This window comes from Bacteroides sp. NSJ-48, from assembly GCF_014287405.1.
Taxonomy (GTDB): Bacteria; Bacteroidota; Bacteroidia; order Bacteroidales; family Bacteroidaceae; genus Bacteroides; species Bacteroides stercoris.
Map to the genome: position 1 here is coordinate 1 of NZ_JACOOD010000053.1, position 24510 is coordinate 24510.

Sequence of the window (24510 nt, forward strand, 5' to 3'; positions counted from 1 at the left end):
TAATTGGAATATAGCAACTTGTTGCCAAATGCATGAGGAAAAAGCAGCATAGCCAAAAGAAAATATAGCAGAACTTAAAATATAAATGAGGTTGTGCCAACGTTTTGACACAACCTCTTTTTTATGTACGTTGTACGATTCGTATATGATTCGTTATTTCTCCAGTAAGTCTTTTAGGAAAGCATCCAACTCCTCATCCAATCCCTTCAGCAGCTCTTCGTTTACCAGCAGGGTGTCATCGTCCAGCAACAAGAGTTCGGCTATGGTTTCCTTGTCGTCATCTACCAATACGAAAGAGAAAGGCTTCATGATGGTCAGCTTGTCAAAAGCACCCCGGTTCTTGAGGTTGCAGAGCAGATTGCTCAGGATGCGTTCCATGTTTTCGTAGAAATCATCGCCTTCGTATGTCATCCATTCTTCTATGGTGGTACTGGCGAGTTCTTTGTCATCATCATCGAATATGGAAAATTCGCCCGAACTTTGGTTGGCTTGCAGATGGATATCCGTAACGACTGTCTGCTCACAACCGCAAGCGTACTTGCCGATTGCCTGTTTGATAGTTTCTTCGAGAAGAGATAATGCCGGTTGACTGAGTTTCATAATTGCTTTTCTTTACTTAATGGATGTTCAAAGGTATAAAAAAAACAATTACATTTACAGTATTTGACTAAAAATCATTATTAAATCGCTGCATTTGCATATTTAGGCGCGATAAGCCTTCTTTCCGTTCCTTTAATTCGGTGGCGTAAAGTGTTGTAAGGACGTAGTAGGGGATATCCGCTTTGCCAAGGTGAGTCAAACCTTTTTTATCCACGCCGTCTACGATACGTGCTTCGGCTTGCGCTTTCAACGCCCAGTCGAGAGCGGCGGCAATACTGTCCTGCATTTCATAGCCGACAGCAAGGTTATAGGCTGCCTGCATCTTTTTCTTTCCTTTTTGGGTGGCGTAGGTTTGCTTCCATAGCCCGATGGCTGTGTTCCATTGCTTGTCCCGAGCATATACGGCGGCATCGCGCATGTTTACGGAACCGCCGCAGAACAGATAGCGGTTGGCGGTTTTCCAATACGGCAGCAGTTTTTTTACCGGTATGGTTCCGGCAAAATCAGAAGCTTGTTTTATCAGTTCTTCTTCACTGATGAGGTTGCCTTGTACAAAGGGACCGTTTCCGGTTTCTTCCCAGAAAATGCTGTCGTTAGCGTTGATTGTAGCCATAGGGGTACTGCGGTTGGGCAGGTAAATCCTGACAGTAGGATATATCCGGGCATCTACCGTGCCGTAATAAATGCCCCAGTCGCGCATGTACTTTATTTTGCGGACAGAGCGTATCTGTACGTTTTCCAATGCGATGAGGAAATCTACGTCCAAGTCATGCACCAACCGGTTTGTTTCTTCTTGTGACAGCGCTCCTTCGCGAGGAGTGACATCGTGGGCACGTAAGGCCGAATCGCAGATAACCACTTCGTTGAAGTAGTTCTCGTGGGCAAGGGCTTCGGCAAGGGATTCCGTGGCAATAGCGGCATTGCCGTTGTAATAATCTGTTTTGCTGGCTATCTCAAAATCGTCTTTTTTCTTCTCTTTGGCAAGAATAGGCTTGTTGTCCGGAACTTCAGGCATGTTATTGACAATGGCTACCCGTTTCAAACTCGGTGGGAAACTTACATCCGCCGGTAACATATAATCTATGGCAAGCGGTTCGACGGTTTGGCAACCCGCCAAAAACATCAAACAGGACAGTAACAGGTAATAAGAGTATTTAGTCATAGTCTTTTATTCTTAGTTCTGAAAAACAAAAGTAATCTTTTACTTGAATAAATAAAAGCCTCGAACAGTTTTTAACCGTTCGAGGCTCTTATTATAGTGATTATCGATTAGTGGTTAGTGATTAAGATTGGTACTCAATGAACCCTTAATCACTAACTCCTAATTGCTATTTTATGCATTCTTTCCGTGACAGTTCTTGTACTTCTTACCGCTTCCGCAAGGACAAGGGTCGTTACGTCCCACCGTCTTTTCTACGCGGATAGGTTCGCGTTTCTGCTGTTCGCGCGTATCCTGCTGGGCGGCGGCTTGCTGGTTCGGGTCGGTCAGGTCTTGCTTTTGCTCGCGATACTTGCTTAAATCCTGACGTTGTTCGGGAGCTGCCTGACGAACTTCCTGCGGTTCCTGTACCGGGATTTGTCCGCGCATCAGGATGGAAACTGTCTGATTGTTTATCTTGTCTACCATTGTGTCGAACAGGTTTACAGACTCCAGCTTGTAAATCAACAACGGGTCTTTCTGTTCGTAGCTGGCATTCTGTACGGAGTGTTTCAAGTCATCCAGTTCGCGCAGGTTCTCTTTCCATGCTTCATCGATGACATGCAGCAGGATAGACTTCTCAAACGCTTTCACTACTTCCTTGCATTCGCTTTCATAAGCGGCTTTCAGGTTGCAGGAGATGTTATACATGCGCTTGCCGTCTGTAATGGGAATCAGGATGTTTTCGTACATGTGTCCTTGATTCTCATATACCTGCTTGATAACCGGATAAGCGATTTGTGCCATACGTTCGGTTTTGCGTTTGAAAAGTTCCATGGCAGCATCGAAAGCCTTATCGGCAAGTTTCTCCTTTTTCTCGTTGCGGAACTCCTCTTCCGTGAACGGAGTTTCCATGGCAAGTGTCTGAAGAAGATCCATCTTGCAGTCCTCATAGGTAGGAGCTTCGATCGCATTGACACAACGGTCCCAAATCATGTTCACAATATCCATACCGATACGTTCGCCCATCAAAGCGTGGCGGCGTTTGGTGTAGACTACGGTACGCTGTTTGTTCATCACATCGTCGTATTCCAGCAGGCGTTTACGGATACCGAAGTTGTTTTCTTCCACTTTCTTCTGTGCACGTTCGATAGACTTGGAAATCATGCTGTGCTCAATCATTTCGCCTTCCTTGAAACCGAGCTTGTCCATAACGCCGGCAATACGGTCGGAAGAGAACAGACGCATCAGGTCGTCTTCCAAAGACACGAAGAATACGGATGAACCGGGGTCACCCTGACGTCCGGCACGACCACGCAACTGGCGGTCTACACGGCGCGATTCGTGACGCTCCGTACCGATAATGGCAAGACCGCCCGCAGCTTTTACTTCCGGGCTCAGCTTGATGTCCGTACCACGACCCGCCATGTTAGTGGCAATGGTTACGGCGCAACTCAAACCGGCTTTGGCTACGATATCGGCTTCCTTCTGGTGCAGCTTCGCATTCAGTACGCTGTGCTCGATATGGCGCATAGTCAGCATCTTGCTCAGCATTTCGGAGATTTCAACGGAAGTAGTACCCACCAGGACAGGACGTCCGGCTGCCACCATTTTCTCAATCTCTTCGATAACGGCTTTATATTTTTCGCGTTTGGTCTTGTAAACGCGGTCGTTCATATCGTTGCGGGCAATGGGGCGGTTGGTCGGGATAACGACTACATCCAGTTTGTAGATGTCCCAAAGTTCGCCTGCTTCCGTTTCGGCAGTACCGGTCATACCGGACAGCTTGTGATACATACGGAAGTAATTTTGCAGCGTAATCGTTGCAAAGGTCTGTGTGGCGGCTTCCACTTTTACACCTTCTTTGGCTTCGATGGCCTGATGCAAGCCGTCGGAGTAGCGGCGGCCTTCCATGATACGTCCGGTCTGTTCGTCCACAATCTTCACCTGACCGTCGATAACCACGTATTCGTCGTCTTTCTCGAACATGGTATAAGCTTTCAACAGTTGGTTGATGGTATGTACACGCTCACTCTTGATGGCGAAGTTGGTCATAAGGGCGTCTTTCTTGGCAAGGCGTTCCTCATCCGTCAGGTCTTTTTCATTTTCCAGTTCGGAGAGCTGGGCGGTGATGTCGGGAAGTACGAAGAACGTAGGGTCGGCGGAGTTACCGCTAATTAAGTCTACACCCTTGTCGGTGAGGTCTACGCTGTTCAGCTTTTCATCGATTACGAAATACAGCGGGTCGGTAACCTCGTGCATACGCTTGTTGTTCTGCTCCATGTAGATTTCCTCGGTTTTGAGCATACCGGCTTTGATACCCTGCTCACTGAGGAACTTAATCAATGCCTTGTTCTTCGGCAAGCACTTGTGGCTGCGGTACAGGGCAAGGAATCCTTCTTCCTGTTCTTTTTTGTCGTTTGAAGCTATCAGGCGCTTGGCGTCGGCAAGGTATTGCGTGGCAAGTTTCTTCTGTGCTTCTACCAGGCGTTCTACCTGCGGACGGAGTTGCTCGAAGAGCTGGTCGTCGCCTTTGGGTACCGGACCGGAGATAATCAGCGGAGTACGGGCGTCGTCAATCAATACGGAGTCCACCTCATCGACGATGGCGTAATTGTGCTGGCGTTGCACCAGGTCTTTCGGGCTGATAGCCATGTTGTCGCGCAGATAGTCGAAACCGAATTCGTTGTTCGTACCGAAGGTGATATCTGCGAGATAAGCCTGGCGGCGTGCGTCGGAGTTGGGCTGGTGCTTGTCGATGCAATCCACGCTCAAACCGTGGAACATATAAAGAGGACCCATCCATTCGGAGTCACGCTTTGCCAGATAGTCGTTCACGGTTACCACGTGTACGCCGTTTCCGGTCAGTGCATTGAGGAATACGGGCAGGGTAGCCACCAAAGTCTTACCTTCACCGGTTGCCATTTCCGCAATCTTGCCTTTGTGCAGTACCACACCGCCGAACAACTGTACGTCGTAGTGTACCATGTTCCATACCGTATCATTGCCACCGGCTACCCAGTGGTTCTGGTAGATGGCCTTATCGCCTTCAATACGTACGAAATCTTTGGTTGCGGCCAGATGGCGGTCGAACTCCGTAGCGGTTACCGTGATTTCTTCATTTTCGGAGAAACGCTTGGCGGTTTCCTTTACGATGGAAAAAGCGGCGGGCAGCACCTCGTCCAATGCTTTTTCGTAAATATCCAATATCTCTTTTTCCAGTTTGTCTATTTGAGCAAAGAGTTCTTCGCGTTCTTCCAGTTCCGTGTTTTCAACGCTTGCTTTCAGTTCTTCCACTTTGGAGCGTTGTTCCGCTGCCGAGTTACGGATGTATGCCTTCAGTTCTTCGGTTTTGGCACGCAGGGCATCATTGTCCAATGCGGCTATTTCCGGATAAGCGGCTTTTACTTTGTCTACCCACGGCTTTATTTCCTTCATGTCACGGGTAGCCTTATTTCCGAAAATCGAGCTTAAAAATTCATTAAATCCCATTATGTATTTGTTTTTATTATTATTTACTAAAGTTTATATGGCGTGCAAAGTTACTGATTTTGCAATAGATAATGTAAAGTTGCACTGATTATTTTAAGGACTTGCCACGGAGAATGCGGAGTTTGTTCCTTAATTGAGCGGTGCGGCTGTGCACGCATTGGGGGCGCGGATGCGCATCGCACTCGATAGGGTGGGAGCAACGCGGTCTATGGCAACCGGCATGCGGATAATTTCCGGCTTTATTCCTTTGCCAAGAAGAATGAGGGGAGTGGCTATGGTGGCAGCGCGTACTACGCGGTTGTCATTGCTGTTTTCCTGCATAACGGTCCAGCCCGGCAAGACTTCGATAATCAAGTCGCCGGAGCGGTGGCGGTGGAACCCGTTGCGTATGTGCTCCATCTGTGGAGCCCAGGAACCCAGCAGTAATTGGTAGGCGGAATATACTTTGTTAACTCCGCTGAACTGCACCAGAAATTCTGCCGACTTTTGTTGTATTTCGGCAAGATTCAACTGCTTCTCCTCTATTAATTTATGATTGAGATATATCTGTTGATTATAAAAGCCTTCTACATATTGTCCTTCACCGTAAGTAGCCATCAGATACATGTTCAGCAAAGTGGCGCAACGGTTCAGATGGAATTCTCCTCCGGGAATACGGTAGATGCCTATGTCTGCTCCGTCCGGGTCGGCATATCCTGTGGACGCGATGCATAACAGTACGTTTTGCAGGCCTACTTTGCTTTCCAGCATATCCAGCAAGCGGGCGATGCTTTGGTCTAAGCGGGCGTAGGTGTCTTGCATTTCCATGGCACACTCTTGCGTGCTGCGGTGATTGTAGTTGCCTGCATAATAAGTGATTGCAAGCAAATCAGTGATGTCGTCCTTGCCGATATTGCTTTTATCCAGCAAATCCTCTGTCACACGGTTCACTTCATCGTTGATGAGCGGGCTGGTTATCAACCGGCGGTACTTGTTGTCCTTTTCTGTTTCAAATCTATACTTGAAAGGGATGGTGCGCCATTCGGGCAGGAATGTATAGCTTGTGATGGGGTGAAGAGGATTCCACTCCATCTCCTTGATGCGGAAGTCGGGTGATTGCCCGTCGTTGTATTGGCTCAGCCACCAGGGATACTCGCCGTAATAGGTTGTGCCGCACCATTTGCCGGTTTGGTGATTCAGCCAGAATGCGCCGTTACCGCTATGTCCGGCCGAAAGGACGGCAGCATCGCGAAAGGGGGCAATGGCATATACCAGTGCGGCGTTTTTAGTGGCTATTTTAAGTTCGTCGGCAAAAGTGGAAGTCAACAGTTGGGTAGGGGCGGTGTTCTGGTCGGTATAGTTACCCATGAAAGCGAAGTCGTCTACACAATTCTTCGGACGCAGGGTTTTGGGGTCAAACCAACGTTCGGCTATGATGCCGTTCATGGACGGTGTGGTACCCGTGTAGAGAGCGGCAATGGCAGAAGCGCGGTCGACGACATTGAAAGAATAGTCAGCCTGGCGGAATACTTTCCCTTCCCTTAACAGCCGTTTAAACCCCTTTTCTCCATACAATGACGAGAATGCTTCCATGTAGTCTGTACGCAGTTGGTCTATTGTCAACGTCACCACCAGTTTCGGAGAAGGTGGCAGTGGCTGGGCTTGCAGGCTGCCGAATGTCAGTGCGAGTATGGAAGTTATCAGTCCTTTCTTCATTATTTCTTATCGTATGTGAGAATTAGGTTGCTTGCAGAACGTATCAGCAAACAAAGTGCCAAAGGTAACACTGCTAACGGAAATCTTTGCGGTATTACGAGCCAAAGCAATATAAAAAGTGTTAAAACAATAAAGTTCGCCAGCATATAACGGCTTCTTTTCTCTTTTCGCACTCTGTTCAGCATACAAGGCAGGCAGAAAAGATGAAGCGGATGGAACACAAACAGCAGATAATTGGGACTGACGGCAGGATGTTGGGAGAACAAGGCAAGGAATGCCAATATACATCCCGCCGTTCCGGCAGCAAAGAACAGCGCGAAATCAATTCCCCAAAGCGTTTTCTTCCGGCGTATGCCGTAGATGGTGGCGGCTGCGGTCAGTATAAGAAGGAGCAGGGCGGTCTGCATAGGGGTGAAGCCATCGGAAGGCTGTTCCGCTTCTTCGTTGCCGGTTACTATTATTTTCTCTTCATTCAGTACCAAAGGGCGTGTTTCTCCTTCTTTGTTTACAATGCGGGCTTGGTTGAAGTACTCTTGTACATAGAAAGGTACAAACATCATCAGTCTGCGGTTGATGGTTCTGTCGGCTTGGCTGCCCATACATAAGTCCATGCCGAAACGCGACCAGGGATGCCCCTTGCTGTATTTGTGCAGCAGGTCTCGGAAAGAAATGCCGGAATCAGTGTCTGTCATGTCGCCTGCGTATTGCAGCGTACCGTCAATGGATTTTTCTATTAAATCGCGCGGACGTGTGGCACAGTTGTCGTAAAAGAAGTTATAACGATATATCCGGTTTTCGGGGCGGTAATTCTCTTCAAGTAACATAACCAACTTTCCTTTCTCTTGTACAGTGAGATTCAACTCTTGCTGCCAGACATCGCGTTCCAGGTAATAATATTCTGCGGCAAAGCGTTCATAATCGGTTACTCCCAATTGGTAGTCCGTTTCACCCAAGGCAAAACGAAGGATGAAGTTGGGAGCATTGAAGTTGAATATGCCGTAATTGAATACTGCGTCAATGCCGCGGGTATAGTTTTCGTACCGTATGGCCGTGTGTCCGAAAAGGGAATATATTTCTTCTCCCGAGGCACATGTCAACAGACTGATACGTATAGAGTCCGGAATAACTCTTTTTGATTCTTGTGCCTGCATAGTGACGACGGACAGGCTGAAGAAAAGAAAAATAAGTGAACGGAAAACCGATGGAGATAACTTCATTTGTCTTTTTTATTATCATTGATTTAATCAAGAGTGTATCTTGTAATTCGTTACAAAGATAGACTTTAAATCTTAAAACAGCAATTGTCATAGGAGAACCTTTTTTTTTTTATGCATGTGGAGCAAAGGAAAAAAGTGCTATCTTTGCGCCGCTTTAAATATATGCAGAATGAATCTTATTATCGATATAGGTAATACCGTTGCAAAGATAGCGGTGTTTAAAGATAAGGATATTGTAGAAATACTCTATGATTCTAATCAAACGCTTGAATGTCTGTCGGATATATGTGCGAAATATGCTGTCGAGAAGGCAATCGTGGCTACCGTTATCGATTTGAATGAACGGGTGTCGGCACAACTGAAAAGTTTACCCGTTTCATTGTTGTGGCTAAATGAAAAAACTTTGCTTCCGGTGGAGAATCTTTACGAAACGCCCGAAACCTTGGGATATGACCGGATGGCGGCTGTGGTGGGCGCATACGAACAGTTTCCCGGCAAGGATATTCTGGTTATAGATGCCGGGACTTGCATTACTTATGAATTTATAGATGCCGCCGGACGTTATCATGGCGGAAATATTTCGCCGGGCGTGCAGATGCGCTTTAGGGCGCTCCATGAGTTCACAGGAAGGCTTCCGCTGGTGCTTCGGGAGGGACGGCGCCTGCCGTTGGGCAGCGATACCGATACAGCAATGCGCGAAGGAGTGCTGAAAGGTATGGAATATGAAATTTCGGGTTACATAACGGCGATGAAACATAAATATCCTGAACTTTTGGTTTTTTTAACGGGCGGCGATGATTTTTCTTTTGATACAAACTTAAAAAGTATCATCTTTGCAGACAGATTTTTAGTATTGAAAGGATTAAATAGAATTTTAAACTATAATAATGATAGGATATAGACAAACACTCTTGGTGTTCTTGCTTATGATGTTGTCCGGAGCGGCAATCGCTCAAAATAATACGAATTCTCCCTATACACGATACGGATACGGACAATTGGCGGACCAGGGTTCAGGTAATAGCAAAGCCATGGGTGGTATTGCATACGGATTACGGGATAAATATCAGGTGAATTTCGCTAATCCGGCATCCTATACGGCGATCGATTCGCTTACTTTTATTTTTGACGGCGGTATTTCCCTGCAAAATACGAACTTCAGTAACGGTACGATAAAGCAAAATGCCAAAAACTCCAGTTTTGACTATATTACAATGCAATTTCGTTTGGGTAAATGGGCTGCTATGAGTCTGGGATTGTTGCCTTACTCGAATGTAGGGTATAGCATGGCGGAATACAAGGAAGATACGGATTATCCTTCCCAATCCAGCGCGTTGCAATATTATGGAGACGGCGGATTACATCAGCTATATTTGGGAGCAGGGTTTAAAGTCTTAAAAAATCTTTCTGTCGGTGCTAACATCTCATATTTTTGGGGAGATATAACGCACACAAGAGCCATAACATTTCCGGGAAATTCGTCTACTTTGCCGCTGACTACGATAACAGGTACATCTATACAAAGCTATAAGTTGGATATCGGAGCACAGTATACGCAGGTATTCGGAAAGAAACATGAAGCTACATTAGGTGTAGTATTTTCGCCGGGACATGATTTGAACAACGACTCATATGTAGAGGATAGATTGGGAAATGAGAAAACGGGAACTACTGTGAATAACAGAGATACGGTTGCCGCTTTCGGTAGTCCGATGAGTTTGGGTGTTGGTTTCAGCTATGTGTATGACAAGCGTTTGACGGTAGGGGCTGACTTTACTTTTCAAAAATGGAGTTCAGTTACTTATATGAATGAGAAAAATGCTTTCTGTAACCGTACCAAGATTGCTGTAGGCGCTGAATTTCTTCCAAACCCTATGGGAAGGAGCTACTTGGCACATGTAAAATATCGTTTGGGAGCTTACTATTCCCAACCTTATTATAAAATAAACGGTATGCGTGCCGCTGACGAATATGGGGTAACTGCCGGTTTCGGACTTCCCATTCCGCGTACGCGTTCTGTGTTAAGCCTTTCGGCCCAGTATGTAAGAACCGAAGGCAAGACAGCCGCATTCCTGAATGAAAATACGTTGCGTATCTGTGTTGGAGTAACTTTCAATGAACGCTGGTTCTTCAAGCGGAAAGTTGATTAATGCTGAATGGTGAAAATAGACAATATAACAACTAAAATTTAAATACAATGAAAATTAAAACGCTTGTCGCTGTTTTGCTCCTTTCGGGTGGAGTAACCAGTACTTTCGCACAAAGTGATTGTAATGCCAATAGTAGTATCTCGCATGAGGCAGTAAGAGCGAAAAACTTCAAGGATGCTTACGCGCCTTGTATGGCAGTTCTGAAAGATTGTCCGACACTGAGATATTACACTTATACCGATGCGCAAAAGATTCTTACAGGTTTGATGAGTCAGATTAAGGATCGTAATTCAGCAGAGTATAAGAAATTGTTTGATGAACTGATGGCTGTGCATGATCAGAAAATGAAGTATATTCCTGAATTTGCTTCAAAGATGAAGGGTGTACCGAGTGTTGCGTCTGCATTAGGCACAAAAGCTGTGGATTATCTGCAATATGCACCTGCTCCTGATTTGAATCAGGCTTATGCCTGGCTGAAAGAATCAGCAGAAACCGCTAAAGGTGAGTCTGATGGTGCTGTATTGCACTATTTTGTTGATGTGTCCATGCAGAAAGTAAAGGCAGATACTAATCATACAGATCAATTCTTCCAGGATTATATCAATGCTTCGCAATACGCCGATGATGCTATTGCTGCAGAGGATAATGCAAAGAAAAAAGCTGTTTTGCAAACAATCAAGGATAATTTGGTAGCTATGTTCGTTAACAGCGGTGTAGCTGATTGTGAATCATTGCAGAATATCTACGGTCCGAAAGTTGAAGAAAATAAGGCAGACTCTGCTTTCCTGAAGAAGACCATCACTATTCTGAAGATGATGAAGTGTAATGAATGCGAGGCATACTTCAAAGCTTCCGATTATTTGTATCGTGTTAATCCGACTGCTGATGCAGCTGTAGGTGTAGCATATATGTACTATAAAAAAGGTGATTATGACACTGCGGTGAAGTATTTCGATGAAGCATTGGGCATGGAAACCGATAATGCAAAGAAATCTGAAATGGCTTATGCTACCGCTGCAGCTTTGTGGCAGGCTAAGAAACTGTCTCAGGCAAGAACTTATGCCCAGAAAGCAATCAGCTTTAATGAAAACTATGGCGAACCCTATATTCTGCTGGCTCAAATGTACGGTTCAAATCCTAACTGGAGTGATGAGCCTGCATTGAACAGATGTACTTACTATGTAGTTATTGATAAACTTCAACGTGCTAAAGCCGTAGATCCGAGTGTTACAGATAAGGTTAATGAACTGATTGCAACCTATGCACGTCATACTCCGCAGGCAAAAGACCTCTTTATGTTGGGTTACAAAGCCGGTGACCGTATTACGATTGGTGGCTGGATCGGTGAGTCTACAACCATTAGATAAGAATATGTCGCTACAACCTAACGTTGTCGGACATAAAAATATGAGCATAACCATTGCCCTGAGGGTGATGGTTATGCTTCTTTTATTTTCTTCCTGTTCCGGACGTAAAAAAGAGATGGGAGCTGCCATTACCAAACGTGATTCGTTGCCGGTTATGGATACTAAAGGGGTAACAACGCTGATTTCCGATTCGGGTATTACCCGTTATCGGGTCAATACGGCGGAGTGGTTGATTTACGACCGTAAGAAACCACCTTATTGGGCGTTTGAAAAAGGTATATATCTGGAAAAATTCGATTCTTTGTTCCATACTGAAGCCAGTATCAAGGCCGATACAGCTTATTACTATAATAAGAAAGAATTGTGGAAGCTGATAGGAAATGTACACATACAGAACCTGAAAGGAGAAAAATTCGATACGGAGTTGCTGTATTGGGATCAGAATAAAAAGCGTGTCTATTCCGATCAGCGGGTGCGTATAGAACAACCCGACCAGATAATTTATGCCATTGGTTTTGAATCAAATGAGCAATTGACAAAATACCGTTTCTTCAAGACGGAAGGTATCTTTTATGTGGATGAGGACAGTGTCACCCCTTCTGATACGTTGAAAACAGACAGCATCAAATAATATGATGAGCACTATAATTTACTTATTGATAACCATGGCTTTCTCCGCTTTTTTTTCGGGGATGGAGATTGCTTTTGTTTCCGTGGACAAACTCCGTTTTGAGATGGAGCGGAAACCGGGTATTACGTCAAGCATCCTTTCTTGTTTCTTCCGCAATCCGAATAATTTTATTTCCACCATGCTGGTGGGAAATAATATCGCGCTGGTTATTTATGGTATCCTTATGGCACAGATTATCGAGGTGAATCTGCTGGCGGGTATGATTGATAATCATTTTGTAATGGTGCTGGTGCAGACTATCATATCCACTCTTGTTATTCTTGTAACGGGCGAGTTTCTTCCGAAGACGCTGTTCAAGATTAACCCGAATCTGGTATTGAGGGTATTTGCTACACCTTTGTTTGTCTGCTATGTTATTCTGTTTCCCATATCAAAGTTTGCTTCCGGGCTGTCTTATCTCTTTTTGCGCTTATTTGGCATGAGGATAAATAAGGAAGCGTCCGATAAGGCATTCGGCAAAGTCGATTTGGATTATTTCGTGCAGTCGGGTATAGAGAATGCTGCTAATGAGGAAGAGTTGGATGCGGAAGTGAAAATCTTTCAGAATGCGCTTGATTTCTCTAATATAAAAATACGCGATTGTATTGTTCCCCGTACGGAAGTAGTGGCAGTGGATGTGACGGCCTCGCTCGAAGACTTGAAGAACGTGTTTGTGGAGTCGGGTATCTCCAAAATTATTGTGTACGATGGGAATATAGATAACGTAATCGGCTATATTCATTCGTCTGAAATGTTCAGAAATCCGGCGGACTGGAGAAATAATGTCAAGGAAGTACCCATTGTGCCCGAAACGATGGCGGCACATAAATTGATGAAACTTTTTATGCAACAGAAAAAAACAATTGCTGTTGTGGTAGATGAATTTGGAGGTACATCCGGTATTGTTTCACTGGAAGATTTGGTTGAAGAAATATTCGGGGATATTGAGGACGAGCACGACAACACTTCCTACATCTGTAAACAAATTGGCGAACATGAATATGTGCTGTCCGCACGTCTTGAAATAGAGAAGGTAAATGAAACGTTCAATCTTGAACTGCCCGAATCGGATGAATATCTTACGATAGGCGGACTGATTCTGAACCGTTATCAAAGTTTCCCGAAACTGCATGAAGTGATAGCCGTTGACAAATATCAGTTTAAGATAATTAAGGTGACAGCCACTAAAATAGAATTGGTACGGTTGAAAGTCACGGAATAATTTCGTTTCAGCGTAAATTTTTAAAGAATAAATAGATGCGTATTAGCATTTTTTGTATCTTCGTGCGCTAAAAAGAACATTGAATAGAAAATAATAATAAACAAATAATTCATATTAACTAAAATGGCAACATTACAAAACATTCGGTCTAAAGGGCCCTTATTGGTGATTGTTATTGGTCTGGCGCTGTTTGCCTTCATCGCGGGAGACGCGTGGAAAGTACTTCAGCCGCACCAGTCACAAGATGTAGGAGAAGTGAACGGGGAAACAATTTCCGCTCAGGATTTTCAGGCATTGGTAGAGGAATATACGGAAGTAGTGAAATTCTCCAGCGGCTTGAACGCGTTGAGCGATGAACAAACCAATCAGATTAAGGATGAAGTCTGGAGAGCATACGTAAACAATAAACTGATTGAGAACGAAGCTGAAAAGTTGGGTTTGACTGTTTCTAAAGCGGAACTCCAGGCTATTATTGATGCCGGTGTACATCCGATGTTGCAGCAGACTCCGTTCCGTAACCCGCAGACCGGTGCTTTCGACAAAGATATGTTGAAGAAATTCTTGGTGGATTACTCTAAGATGAACAAGGCTCAGATGCCGGCTCAATATGCGGAGTATTACAATTCCATGTATAACTTTTGGAGTTTTGTGGAGAAGTCACTTATACAGGCTCGTTTGCAGGAGAAATATCAGGCTTTGATTACGAAGTCTCTGTTCTCTAATCCTGTTGAAGCGGAAGATGCTTTCAATGCACGTGTAGACCAGTCTGACTTATTGTTGGCAGCCGTTCCTTATTCCTCTATTGTAGATTCTACAATTGTTATTAAGGAATCCGAACTGAAAGATGCTTATAACAAGAAAAAAGAGCAATTCAGACAATATGTGGAAACCCGTAACATCAAGTATATTGATGTGCAGGTTACTGCAAGTCCGGAAGACAAAGCCGATATTCAGAAAGAAGTGGAGGAATATACTGCGCAGCTGGCTGAGAATCCTTCCGATTATTCAAACTTCATTCGCTCAACCGGTTCTACTCAGCAATATGTTGACTTATTCTATACAGACAAGGCGCTGCCTGCTGACGTTGTTGCCCGTTTGGATTCTGTAAAGGTAGGTGGTGTATATGGTCCTTACTATAATGCATCGGACAATACAATCAATTCTTTCAAGAAACTGGCTTCTGCTGCTATGCCTGACTCCATTCAATATCGTCAGATTCAAGTGGTTGCAGAAGATGCTGCCAAGACCAAGACTTTGGCTGACAGTATCTACACAGCCATTAAAGGCGGTGCAGACTTTGCTGAAATAGCCAAGAAGTACGGCCAGACAGGTGAGGCAACATGGATTTCTTCTGCCAACTATGAAGGTGCTCAAGTGGACGGTGATAATTTGAAGTATATCGCAGCCATCACTACTTTGGGTCAGAATGAGTTGGCTAACCTCGCTTTGGGACAGGCAAACGTTATCTTGCAAGTGATGAATAAAAAAGCTGTGAAAGATAAATATAAAGTAGCCGTTATCAAGCGTCCGGTTGAATTCAGCAAGGAAACTTATAGCAAGGCATACAATGACTTCAGTCAGTTCATTGCAGCCAACAATACTTTGGACAAATTGGTTGCCAATGCAGAAGATGCAGGGTACAGACTGCTGGATAGAACTGACTTGTACAGTTCGGAGCACGCTATCGGAGGTGTGAAAGGTACGAAAGAAGCTTTGAGATGGGCATTTGCAGCAAAAGCTGGTGAGGTTTCAGGTCTGTATGAATGTGGCGAAAGTGACCATATGATGGTGGTGGCTGTTACGAATATCATTCCTGAAGGTTACCGTCCGTTGTCTATGGTACAAGAACAGTTGAGAAGCGAAATTCTTCGTGATAAGAAAGCAGAGAAAATCATGGCTGATATGAAAGCTGCCGGTGCAACGACTTTTGACCAATATAAGAATATGGCAAATGCAGTGAGTGACTCCGTAAAGCATGTTACTTTCGCTGCTCCGGCCTATGTCCCGGCATTGCGTAGTAGCGAACCTTTGGTAGGGGCATATGCTTCAATTGCTGAATTAAACAAGTTGAGCGCACCTATCAAGGGTAATGGTGGTGTATTTGTTCTTCAACCTTATGCTAAGGAAAAACTGAATGAAACTTATAACCAGGAAACGGAAGAAGCTACATTGGAAGGTATGCATGCACGTGTAGCAAATCAGTTCATGAATGATTTATACTTGAATGCCAATGTGAAAGATAGCCGTTATCTGTATTTCTAATAATATAAAAGTAGAATAATTTTATATACTTGGGGAAGCCGTTCGATAAATGTCGAACGGCTTTTTCATTTGTGCAACTTTATTCCTACCTTTGCAAAGGATAATTTATCAGTAAATAAACTATCTTTTATCGTAAATATACAGTTAGAATGAAACAACCTCTTTTAGGCCTTACATTAACCGAGCTTCAGACGGTCGTAAAGAATCTGGGGCTGCCAGGATTTGCGGCCAAGCAGATTGCTGCGTGGCTATATGACAAGAAAGTAGCTTCCATAGACGAAATGACAAACTTGTCGTTAAGACATCGGGCTCTGTTGAAAGAGATATACGAAGTAGGATGTGAAGTACCGGTGGATGCCATGCGGTCGGTAGACGGTACCGTGAAGTATCTTTACCGTGCCGGAGAGGGACATTATGTTGAAGCCGTTTACATTCCGGATGAAGATAGGGCTACGTTGTGTGTATCTTCCCAGGTGGGATGTAAGATGAACTGTAAGTTCTGTATGACAGGTAAGCAGGGTTTCACCGCCAATCTGACCGCCAATCAGATTATTAATCAGATAAATTCTTTGCCCGAACGGGATAAACTGACCAATGTGGTGATGATGGGTATGGGAGAACCGTTGGATAACCTTGATGAGGTTTTGAAGGCGCTGGAAGTAATGACATCATCCTATGGATACGGTTGGAGTCCGAAGCGGATTACACTCTCTTCCGTCGGGCTTCGTAAGGGGTTGCAGCGTTTCATTGAAGAATCAGACTGTCATTTGGCAGTCAGCCTGCACTCGCCCGTGCCTTTGCAACGACGTGAACTGATGCCTGCCGAAAAGGCTTTTTCCATTACTGAGATTGTAGATTTGTTAAGAAACTATGATTTTAGTAAACAGCGCAGACTATCTTTCGAGTATATTGTTTTTAAAGGAGTGAATGATTCTTTGTTGTATGCCAAGGAGTTGTTGAAATTATTGCGGGGGCTGGACTGCCGTATCAATTTGATTCGTTTTCATGCTATTCCGGGAGTTAATCTGGAAGGTGCTGATATGGAGACAATGACAGCATTCCGTGATTATCTGACATCGCATGGACTGTTTACTACGATTCGTGCTTCGCGCGGTGAGGATATATTTGCCGCATGCGGTATGCTTTCGACTGCTAAACAGGAAGAGAATAAAGAAGAATTAATATAAATTATTAACTTTGACGCCAAGCTTATACGCCTTTTTCGTAGTTTTGTAATAACTAAAACATATAAATGTATGAAGAAACACCTGTTTTATTTGAGTATGGCCCTGATAACTGCATTGTTTTCAGCATGTGGTAATGGCAAGAAGGGTGTGTTTACTCCGACATCCAGTGGTCGGGCGTATGAAATTTTGGTAGTGATTGACCAAGGGTTGTGGGAGCGTCCTGCCGGTCGTGCTCTCTATGATGTACTTGATTCTGACGTACCTGGGCTTCCCCAGTCGGAACGTTCATTCCGTATTATGTATACTTCTCCGGCAAACTATGACTCTACATTGAAGTTGATCCGCAATATTATCATTGTTGAGGTGAACAAAGATCTGTATACACAGCCTAAGTTCAAATATGCGAAGAATGTATATGCTGCACCTCAATCTATCCTGACTATTCAGGCACCGGATGAAGCCTCTTTTGAGAAGTTTGTCGAGGAGAACAGGCAAGTAATTGTGGATTTCTTTACCCGTGCTGAAATGAACCGCCAGATTGCAGTGCTGGAAAACAAACACAGTGACTATGTTTCTACGAAAGTAAAGAGTATGTTCGATTGTGACGTATGGGTTCCGGGTGAACTGACGGCGACTAAGCAGGGAGAAAACTTCTTTTGGGCAGGTACGAATGCTGCTACAGGTGATCAAAATTTTGTTATCTATTCCTATCCTTATACCGACAAGGATACATTTACGAAAGAGTATTTCGTGCATAAGCGTGACTCTGTGATGAAGATTAATATTCCTGGTGCAAGGGAGGGTATGTATATGGAAACCGATTCATTGATGACAGACGTACGTCCTATCAATGTACAGGACGAATATGCATTGGAAGCTCGTGGCTTGTGGCGTGTGAAAGGCGATTTTATGGGGGGGCCGTATGTATCTCATGTCCGTTTGGATAAAGTTAATCAGCGCATTATCGTATCCGAGATATTTGTGTATTCACCCGATAAGATGAAACGTAATCTGGTACGTCAGATGGAAGCGTCACTGTATACGCTTAAATTGCCCGGAAGCAAACAGGAAGGAAATGAGATGCCTTTGGCAGTAACAAAAAAGATTCTACTAAAACAGAAAAATAAGGATGGAAGATAATAAAATAAGAGTCGGTATAACTCAGGGAGATATAAACGGAGTTGGGTATGAAGTGATTTTGAAAACATTTTCGGATCCGATGATGTTGGAGTTATGTACCCCGATTATTTACGGTTCACCCAAAGTAGCTGCTTATCACCGCAAGTCATTGGACTTGCCGACTAATTTCAGTATTGTGAACTCGGCATTGGAAGCTGTCCCTAATCGTCTGAGTGTCGTGAACTGTACGGACGATGAAGTAAAAGTTGAGTTTTCCAAACCTGATCCGGAGGCTGGTAAAGCTGCTCTTGGCGCTTTGGAGAAGGCAATTGAAGAATACAAAGCGGGGCTGATTGATGTTATTGTTACGGCTCCTATCAATAAGCACACTATTCAGTCGGAAGAATTCTCTTTTCCCGGACATACGGAGTATATCGAAGAGAAGTTGGGTGATGGCGGAAAAGCTTTGATGATTCTGATGAAAGATGATTTACGGGTGGCATTAGTGACAGGACACATTCCTGTACGGGAGATAGCATCGGCTATAACGAAAGAGTTGATACAGGAGAAGCTACTCGTTTTTAACCGTGCGTTGAAGCAGGACTTTGGTATCGGAGCACCGCGTATTGCCGTACTTTCCCTGAATCCACATGCCGGTGATGAAGGTTTATTGGGTACGGAAGAGCAGGAAGTAATCATCCCTGCCATTAAAGAATTGGCGGGGAAAGGCATATTGTGTTATGGTCCTTATCCGGCTGACGGCTTTATGGGTTCCGGTAACTTTACTCATTTTGACGGTATACTGGCAATGTATCACGATCAGGGACTTGCTCCTTTTAAATCTTTGGCTATGGATGAAGGTGTAAACTATACGGCCGGTCTTCCGGTAGTGCGTACTTCACCGGCGCATGGCACGGCTTATGATATTGCAGGAAAAGGGATCGCTTCCGAAGATTCTTTCCGGCAGGCTGTCTATGTGGCAATCGATGTGTTCCGTAACCGTATGCGCGAGCAGGAAGCACATGCCAATCCCCTGAGGAAACAATATTACGAAAGACGTGACGACAGCGATAAGCTGAAACTTGATAGTACAGAAGAGGATTTGTAGTATGACGAAAGCGGAAATACAACAAGTAAAACTGCGTTTTGGTATTATTGGCAATAACGAGGCATTAATGCGTGCTATTGATATCGCCATTCAGGTAGCTCCTACTGATTTGTCGGTGCTGATTACCGGAGAGAGTGGTGTGGGTAAGGAGAGTTTTCCGCAGATTATCCATCAATACAGCCGCAGAAAGCACGGACAATATATCGCTGTAAACTGCGGGGCTATCCCCGAAGGAACGATTGATTCGGAACTGTTCGGCCATGAAAAAGGCGCTTTTACCGGTGCTATCGGTGAACGTAAAGGGTATTTTGGCGAGGCTGACGGCGGTACCATTTTTCTTGATGAGGTGGGGGAGCTTCCTATGCCTACACAAGCTCGTTTGCTTCGGGTGCTCGAGACAGGTGAGTTTATTAAAGTCGGTTCGTCTAAAGTTGAAAAAACGAATGTACGTATTGTTGCTGCTACCAATGTGAATTTTACACAAGCAATTGCTGACGGGCGTTTCCGCGAAGATTTATACTACCGTCTTAATACGGTGCCTATTCCGGTTCCGGCTTTACGCGAACGTGGAGAGGATGTTGTGTTACTGTTCCGCAAGTTTGCATCAGACTTTGCCGAAAAGTATCGTATGCCTGCCATTCAGCTGACTGATGATGCCAAACAAGTGCTGCTGACATATCCATGGCCCGGTAATGTACGTCAGTTGAAGAATATAACGGAACAGATTTCCATTATTGAAACCAATCGTGAAATCAACGCTTCTATTTTGAAGAATTACCTGCCCGAACAGAGCAATGTGCAGCGCCTGCCCGCCTTGTTTGGGGTAAAGAATGAAAGTAAAAGTTTTGAAAGCGAGCGCGAAATACTGTATCAGGTGCTTTTTGACATGCGCCAGGATGTCACCGAGTTGAAAAAACTGGTACACGAAATTATGACCGAACGGGCAACTATGGGAAATCAGGGTGCGACACCTACTGCTTATTATGCATCTGCTCCAGCGGTAGTAGCTTCAGTACCTGCTGCCGGAGTGCCTACTATAATACACCCTTCCGTGAAATCAGCTCAGGAAGTAGATGAGGATATTCAAGACACGGAAGAGTATGTTGAAGAATCTCTCTCATTGGATGAAGTGGAAAAAGAAATGATACGCAAGGCACTTGAAAAGCATCATGGAAAGCGTAAAAGTGCGGCTAAAGATTTGAATATATCGGAGCGTACGCTATACAGAAAGATAAAAGAATATGGATTGGATTAAGAAAATAACGTTGATATCGGCGTTAGCAGGTTTGGTGTGCGTGGTAGTTTCCTGCCGCATCTCTATGGGACTTGCTCCGATAAGTTCTATTGATTACAGCAAAGTGAAGACTATTACGATTGCCGAATTTCCTAATCGTGCCGAGTACGTGTATGCTCCCATGACTACGGAGTTTAACCAGAAACTTAAGGATATGTTTATCCAGCAAACACGTTTGCAATTGGTGAATGCTAACGGTGATCTGGAAATAGACGGTGAGATAACGGGTTATAACCAATACAATGAAGCTGTAGCAGCTGATGGCTATTCTTCTAAAGTGAAGCTGACTATGACCGTAAACGTGCGTTATGTAAACAATACCAATCATGAGGAAGATTTTGAACAACAGTTTTCCGCTTTCCAGACTTATGATTCCTCCTTGCTGCTGACTGATGTGCAGGATGACCTGATAAGTAAAATGATAAAGGATATCACAGAACAAATATTTAATTCAACCGTAGCTAACTGGTAACCGAGGAATGACTTCTGCCTATTTGCAACAATGGATACAGCATCCTGAAATGTTGAATAAGGATACTTTGTACGAACTTCGTACTCTGCTGGTCCGTTATCCCTATTTTCAGTCGCTTCGGCTGCTGTACCTTAAGAATCTCTATTTGCTGCATGATGTCACATTCGGAGCAGAACTGCGTAAGGCTGTTCTGTATGTGGCAGACAGACGTGTATTGTTTTATTTGATAGAAGGCGACCGCTATAGGTTGAAATCGCAAAAGTCACCTTTACTTTCTTCCAGAGTGCCGGAAGAAGAACCTAATGTGGACCGTACACTCTCTTTGATAGATGCTTTTTTGGCAACAGTTCCCGAAGAGCATTCGCAGGTTACAGAATTGGATTATGCAATGGATTACACAACTTATCTGTTGCAGGATGACGGACAGAATGATTCTGAACCGACGGGTGGGAAGGAAGTCCCTAAACTGCGCGGACACGAACTGATAGATGGATTTATCCGTAAGAGCGAGTCGTCGGAATCATCTGTATTTGAAAGATCGGTATGTTCTGAGAAAGTTCTCGTATCTCCGGAAGAAAAGGAGGCATCTCTTGAAGATGAGGAAGTGATTTCCGAGCAAAAAGAGGCTTTCCCCGCTTCCCTTTCAAAGAACGAATATTCTACTTCCGAAGATGATGAAAATGATGATGGACAGATTCGTCAGGAAGATGTGGATGATAGCTGTTTTACAGAAACTTTGGCTAAAATCTATATTAAACAGCACAGATATGATAAAGCACTTGAAATTATTAAAAAATTAAGTTTGAATTATCCAAAAAAAAATGCTTACTTTGCAGACCAAATCAGATTTTTGGAGAAATTGATTATTAACGCTAAATCAAAATAACAAAATGTATTTATTATTAGTTATCTTAATGGTGATCGCATCCATATTGATGTGTTTCATTGTGTTGATTCAGAATTCCAAAGGCGGTGGTCTGGCTTCGGGTTTCTCATCATCCAATCAAATCATGGGTGTACGCAAGACTACAGACTTTTTGGAAAAGGCAACATGGAGCCTCGCTGTGTTTTTGGTGGTGATGAGTGTTGCTTCCGCTTACGTTATCCCTTCTGCTTCTCATAAAGGCGGTGATGTGATTTTGGAACAGGCACAGCAAGAAGAGAAGACGAACCCGTACAATATGCCCGTAGGTACAGCTGCTCCAAAAGCTGAGCAACCGGCTGAAACAGCTCCTGCAACAACAGCTCCTGCTGCTACGGATGCTGCAGAACCGGCTGGAAATTAATTTCGAGAAATAACTGTAATTTCTTGACAGGTGGAGTTGTACAATTTATGTTGTACAATTCTGCCTGTTTTTATTTATAGTCTTTTATATTTGGTTATTTTTGTAGCCGGATAAGATTCTTTTGAAATTATAAACCATATTATAATATTATAATGACAACTACTGACAAAATTCACCAGACGCTACGCGATTCGGCAGGTATGCGTTGGTTGGTATTGCTGCTTTTAGCATTTGCTATGTTCTGTTCATATATTTTTATGGACATACTTTCACCTATTAAAGACTTGATGCAGTCCACGCGTGGCTGGGATTCTACAGCATTCGGTACAATGCAGGGGTCTGAGACATTTCTTAATGTATTCGTATTTTTCCTCATTTTCGCAGGTATTATCCTCGATAAAATGGGTGTACGTTTTACTGCAATCCTTTCCGGTGCTGTGATGCTTGTCGGAGCTACCATCAATTGGTATGCGGTGACAGACGCTTTTCAGGGAAGTGGACTTCAAACTTGGTTTACCAACAACCTGAATTATATTCCCGGTTTTGATGAATTAGGTATTTCTCCTTTTTATAAAGGTATGCCTGCATCAGCAAAGTTTGCGGCGATAGGTTTCATGATTTTCGGTTGCGGTGTCGAGATGGCGGGTATTACGGTGTCTCGCGGTATCGTTAAGTGGTTCAAAGGCCGTGAAATGGCACTTGCCATGGGGTCTGAAATGGCGCTTGCCCGTTTGGGAGTTGCCACTTGCATGATTTTCTCTCCGGTATTTGCTAAATTAGGGGGTGTTATCGATGTTTCCCGTTCAGTAGCATTTGGTGTTGTGCTATTGCTTATCGCACTTATTATGTTTATTGTCTACTTCTTCATGGATAAGAAACTTGACGAGCAGACGGGTGAGGCTGAGGAGAAAGACGATCCGTTCAAGATCAGCGATCTCGGTACTATTTTGTCCAGTGGCGGATTCTGGTTGGTAGCGCTTCTTTGTGTACTTTATTATTCTGCTATATTCCCGTTCCAGAAATATGCCGTAAATATGCTGCAATGTAATTTGGTATTCAAGGAAGTACCTACAGACTCTTTCTGGGCTACTAATACGGTAACAATTCTTCAGTACTGCATTATGCTTGTCGTTGCGGGTGCTTCTTTTGCAAGTAATTTTATGAAGAAGGCAAGTATGAAGTATGGCTTGCTTACCCTTGCCGGAGTATTGCTCACTGTCTTCTGTTATATGGGTTATATGCGTCAGAGTGCCGAAACGGTCTTTGCCGTCTTCCCTTTGCTCGCTGTAGGTATAACACCGATACTTGGAAACTATGTTGACCATAAAGGTAAGGCAGCTTCGATGCTGATGATAGGTTCCATGTTACTGGTTCTTTGCCATCTTACTTTCGCGTTTGTTCTTCCTGAGTTCAGGGATAATGCGGTAGGTGGTGTTGTGATAGCCTATCTTACTATATTGGTACTTGGTGCAAGTTTTTCACTGGTTCCTGCTTCTTTATGGCCCAGTGTTCCTAAATTGGTTGATGCCAAGATTATAGGCAGTGCTTACGCACTTATTTTCTGGGTGCAGAATATTGGTCTTTGGCTCTTTCCACTTCTTATCGGAAAGGTACTTGATAAAACCAATACGCAGCTTGTTGCTGATTTAAAGAACGGTGTGATTACTCCGGAAGAGGCTGCCGTTTCGTATGATTACACCGCACCGCTTGTAATGCTGGCTTGTCTTGGCGTTGCTGCTTTGGTACTGGGATTTATTCTTAAAGTTGTTGACAAGAAGAAAGGTCTTGGTTTGGAAGAACCTAATATCAAAGCTTGATAACGGTAATGTCAGATACAAAAGTAAACCTATTGGATACTGTTCCCGTTCAGTGCGGACATATTACAACCGAATGGGAAGGGGAGTACGCGATACTTTCCTTTCCTCGGTTTAAGTACGACTGGATGAGACGTTTTTTGTTGCCGAAGAGTATGTCGGCCGATATTCATGTGAAGCTGGAAGAACACGGTACTGCCGTATGGCGTTTGATAGATGGAAACCGAACCGTACAAGAGATAATTTCTCTGCTTACCGACCATTTCCAAAATGAAGATAACTATCCTTCTCGTGTCACTACTTAGGGATATTCAGTAAATGTCCCTAAAAAATAAGATGGCATATGAAGATGATAGGACATGACCACTTCATATGCCATTCTTATTGCCATTTTTCGGTGCTTTCTCACATAATTCT

20 protein-coding genes are annotated in these 24510 nt (G+C 44.1%); 15 read left to right on the forward strand and 5 right to left on the reverse strand.

The window, feature by feature from the left end; translation table 11 throughout:
• Positions 1-153: 153 nt before the first annotated feature.
• From H8S52_RS17270 to H8S52_RS17290, 5 genes are all read right to left on the reverse strand, one after another.
• On the reverse strand, positions 154-600 hold the full coding sequence (locus H8S52_RS17270) for a hypothetical protein (protein WP_005657812.1): 447 nt from the start codon (positions 598-600) through the stop codon (positions 154-156).
• A gap of 67 nt (positions 601-667) precedes the next feature.
• Entirely contained in the window at positions 668-1762 is a 1095-nt protein-coding gene (locus H8S52_RS17275) for a DUF6340 family protein (protein ID WP_186910295.1), read from the reverse strand.
• 171 nt (positions 1763-1933) lie between these two features.
• Positions 1934-5230: a preprotein translocase subunit SecA gene (gene secA, locus H8S52_RS17280; protein WP_005657808.1), complete on the reverse strand. Its 3297-nt coding sequence runs from the start codon at positions 5228-5230 to the stop codon at positions 1934-1936.
• 129 nt (positions 5231-5359) lie between these two features.
• The gene (locus tag H8S52_RS17285) at positions 5360-6925 is read right to left on the reverse strand and encodes an alkaline phosphatase family protein (RefSeq protein WP_118086458.1); all 1566 of its coding nucleotides are present in this window, start codon (positions 6923-6925) and stop codon (positions 5360-5362) included.
• Positions 6925-8076, reverse strand: coding sequence for a DUF4105 domain-containing protein (locus H8S52_RS17290; protein WP_240058663.1), 1152 nt, complete (start codon positions 8074-8076; stop codon positions 6925-6927). Before H8S52_RS17290 ends, H8S52_RS17285 begins: the two co-directional genes overlap by 1 nt.
• 235 nt (positions 8077-8311) lie before the next feature.
• Here H8S52_RS17290 and H8S52_RS17295 point away from each other — a divergent pair, with 235 nt between their 5' ends.
• The 15 genes from H8S52_RS17295 to H8S52_RS17365 all read left to right on the forward strand — a co-directional run bounded on the left by H8S52_RS17295 (position 8312) and on the right by H8S52_RS17365 (position 24398).
• Positions 8312-9043 carry a type III pantothenate kinase gene (locus tag H8S52_RS17295; RefSeq protein ID WP_117857340.1) on the forward strand — a complete coding sequence of 244 codons (732 nt, stop codon included), beginning with the start codon at positions 8312-8314 and terminating at the stop codon, positions 9041-9043.
• Complete coding sequence (locus H8S52_RS17300) at positions 9030-10292, forward strand: hypothetical protein (protein ID WP_117741063.1); 1263 nt, start codon at positions 9030-9032, stop codon at positions 10290-10292. The genes H8S52_RS17295 and H8S52_RS17300 overlap by 14 nt, the downstream gene beginning before the upstream one ends.
• 47 nt (positions 10293-10339) lie before the next feature.
• Positions 10340-11659 carry a M48 family metallopeptidase gene (locus H8S52_RS17305; protein ID WP_005657797.1) on the forward strand — a complete coding sequence of 440 codons (1320 nt, stop codon included), beginning with the start codon at positions 10340-10342 and terminating at the stop codon, positions 11657-11659.
• A gap of 4 nt (positions 11660-11663) precedes the next feature.
• Positions 11664-12290 (forward strand): LPS export ABC transporter periplasmic protein LptC, encoded by a 627-nt coding sequence (gene lptC / locus H8S52_RS17310; protein WP_186910296.1) that lies wholly within the window; start codon positions 11664-11666, stop codon positions 12288-12290.
• 4 nt (positions 12291-12294) lie between these two features.
• The gene (locus H8S52_RS17315; protein ID WP_040316354.1) at positions 12295-13551 is read left to right on the forward strand and encodes a hemolysin family protein; all 1257 of its coding nucleotides are present in this window, start codon (positions 12295-12297) and stop codon (positions 13549-13551) included.
• A 123-nt stretch (positions 13552-13674) separates the two neighbouring features.
• Entirely contained in the window at positions 13675-15813 is a 2139-nt protein-coding gene (locus tag H8S52_RS17320) for a peptidylprolyl isomerase (protein ID WP_186910297.1), read from the forward strand.
• A gap of 149 nt (positions 15814-15962) precedes the next feature.
• Positions 15963-17000, forward strand: a complete 1038-nt coding sequence (gene rlmN / locus H8S52_RS17325; RefSeq protein ID WP_005657788.1) for a 23S rRNA (adenine(2503)-C(2))-methyltransferase RlmN — start codon at positions 15963-15965, stop codon at positions 16998-17000.
• Between the two features lie 69 nt (positions 17001-17069).
• Positions 17070-18140, forward strand: coding sequence for a DUF4837 family protein (locus H8S52_RS17330; protein ID WP_186910298.1), 1071 nt, complete (start codon positions 17070-17072; stop codon positions 18138-18140).
• Positions 18130-19227 carry a 4-hydroxythreonine-4-phosphate dehydrogenase PdxA gene (gene pdxA, locus H8S52_RS17335; RefSeq protein ID WP_186910299.1) on the forward strand — a complete coding sequence of 366 codons (1098 nt, stop codon included), beginning with the start codon at positions 18130-18132 and terminating at the stop codon, positions 19225-19227. The genes H8S52_RS17330 and pdxA overlap by 11 nt, the downstream gene beginning before the upstream one ends.
• A 1-nt stretch (position 19228) precedes the next feature.
• The gene (locus H8S52_RS17340) at positions 19229-20482 is read left to right on the forward strand and encodes a sigma-54-dependent Fis family transcriptional regulator (RefSeq protein ID WP_186910300.1); all 1254 of its coding nucleotides are present in this window, start codon (positions 19229-19231) and stop codon (positions 20480-20482) included.
• Entirely contained in the window at positions 20469-20993 is a 525-nt protein-coding gene (locus tag H8S52_RS17345; protein WP_005657781.1) for an LptE family protein, read from the forward strand. Before H8S52_RS17340 ends, H8S52_RS17345 begins: the two co-directional genes overlap by 14 nt.
• A 7-nt stretch (positions 20994-21000) precedes the next feature.
• On the forward strand, positions 21001-21879 hold the full coding sequence (locus H8S52_RS17350; RefSeq protein ID WP_186910301.1) for a tetratricopeptide repeat protein: 879 nt from the start codon (positions 21001-21003) through the stop codon (positions 21877-21879).
• A gap of 4 nt (positions 21880-21883) precedes the next feature.
• A complete protein-coding gene (secG, locus tag H8S52_RS17355; protein ID WP_005657777.1) occupies positions 21884-22279 on the forward strand; it encodes a preprotein translocase subunit SecG in 396 nt (131 codons plus the stop codon).
• Positions 22280-22431: 152 nt separating this feature from the next.
• Positions 22432-24096, forward strand: a complete 1665-nt coding sequence (locus tag H8S52_RS17360) for an MFS transporter (protein WP_186910302.1) — start codon at positions 22432-22434, stop codon at positions 24094-24096.
• A gap of 8 nt (positions 24097-24104) precedes the next feature.
• A complete protein-coding gene (locus H8S52_RS17365; RefSeq protein WP_186910303.1) occupies positions 24105-24398 on the forward strand; it encodes a PqqD family protein in 294 nt (97 codons plus the stop codon).
• Positions 24399-24510: the final 112 nt, after the last annotated feature.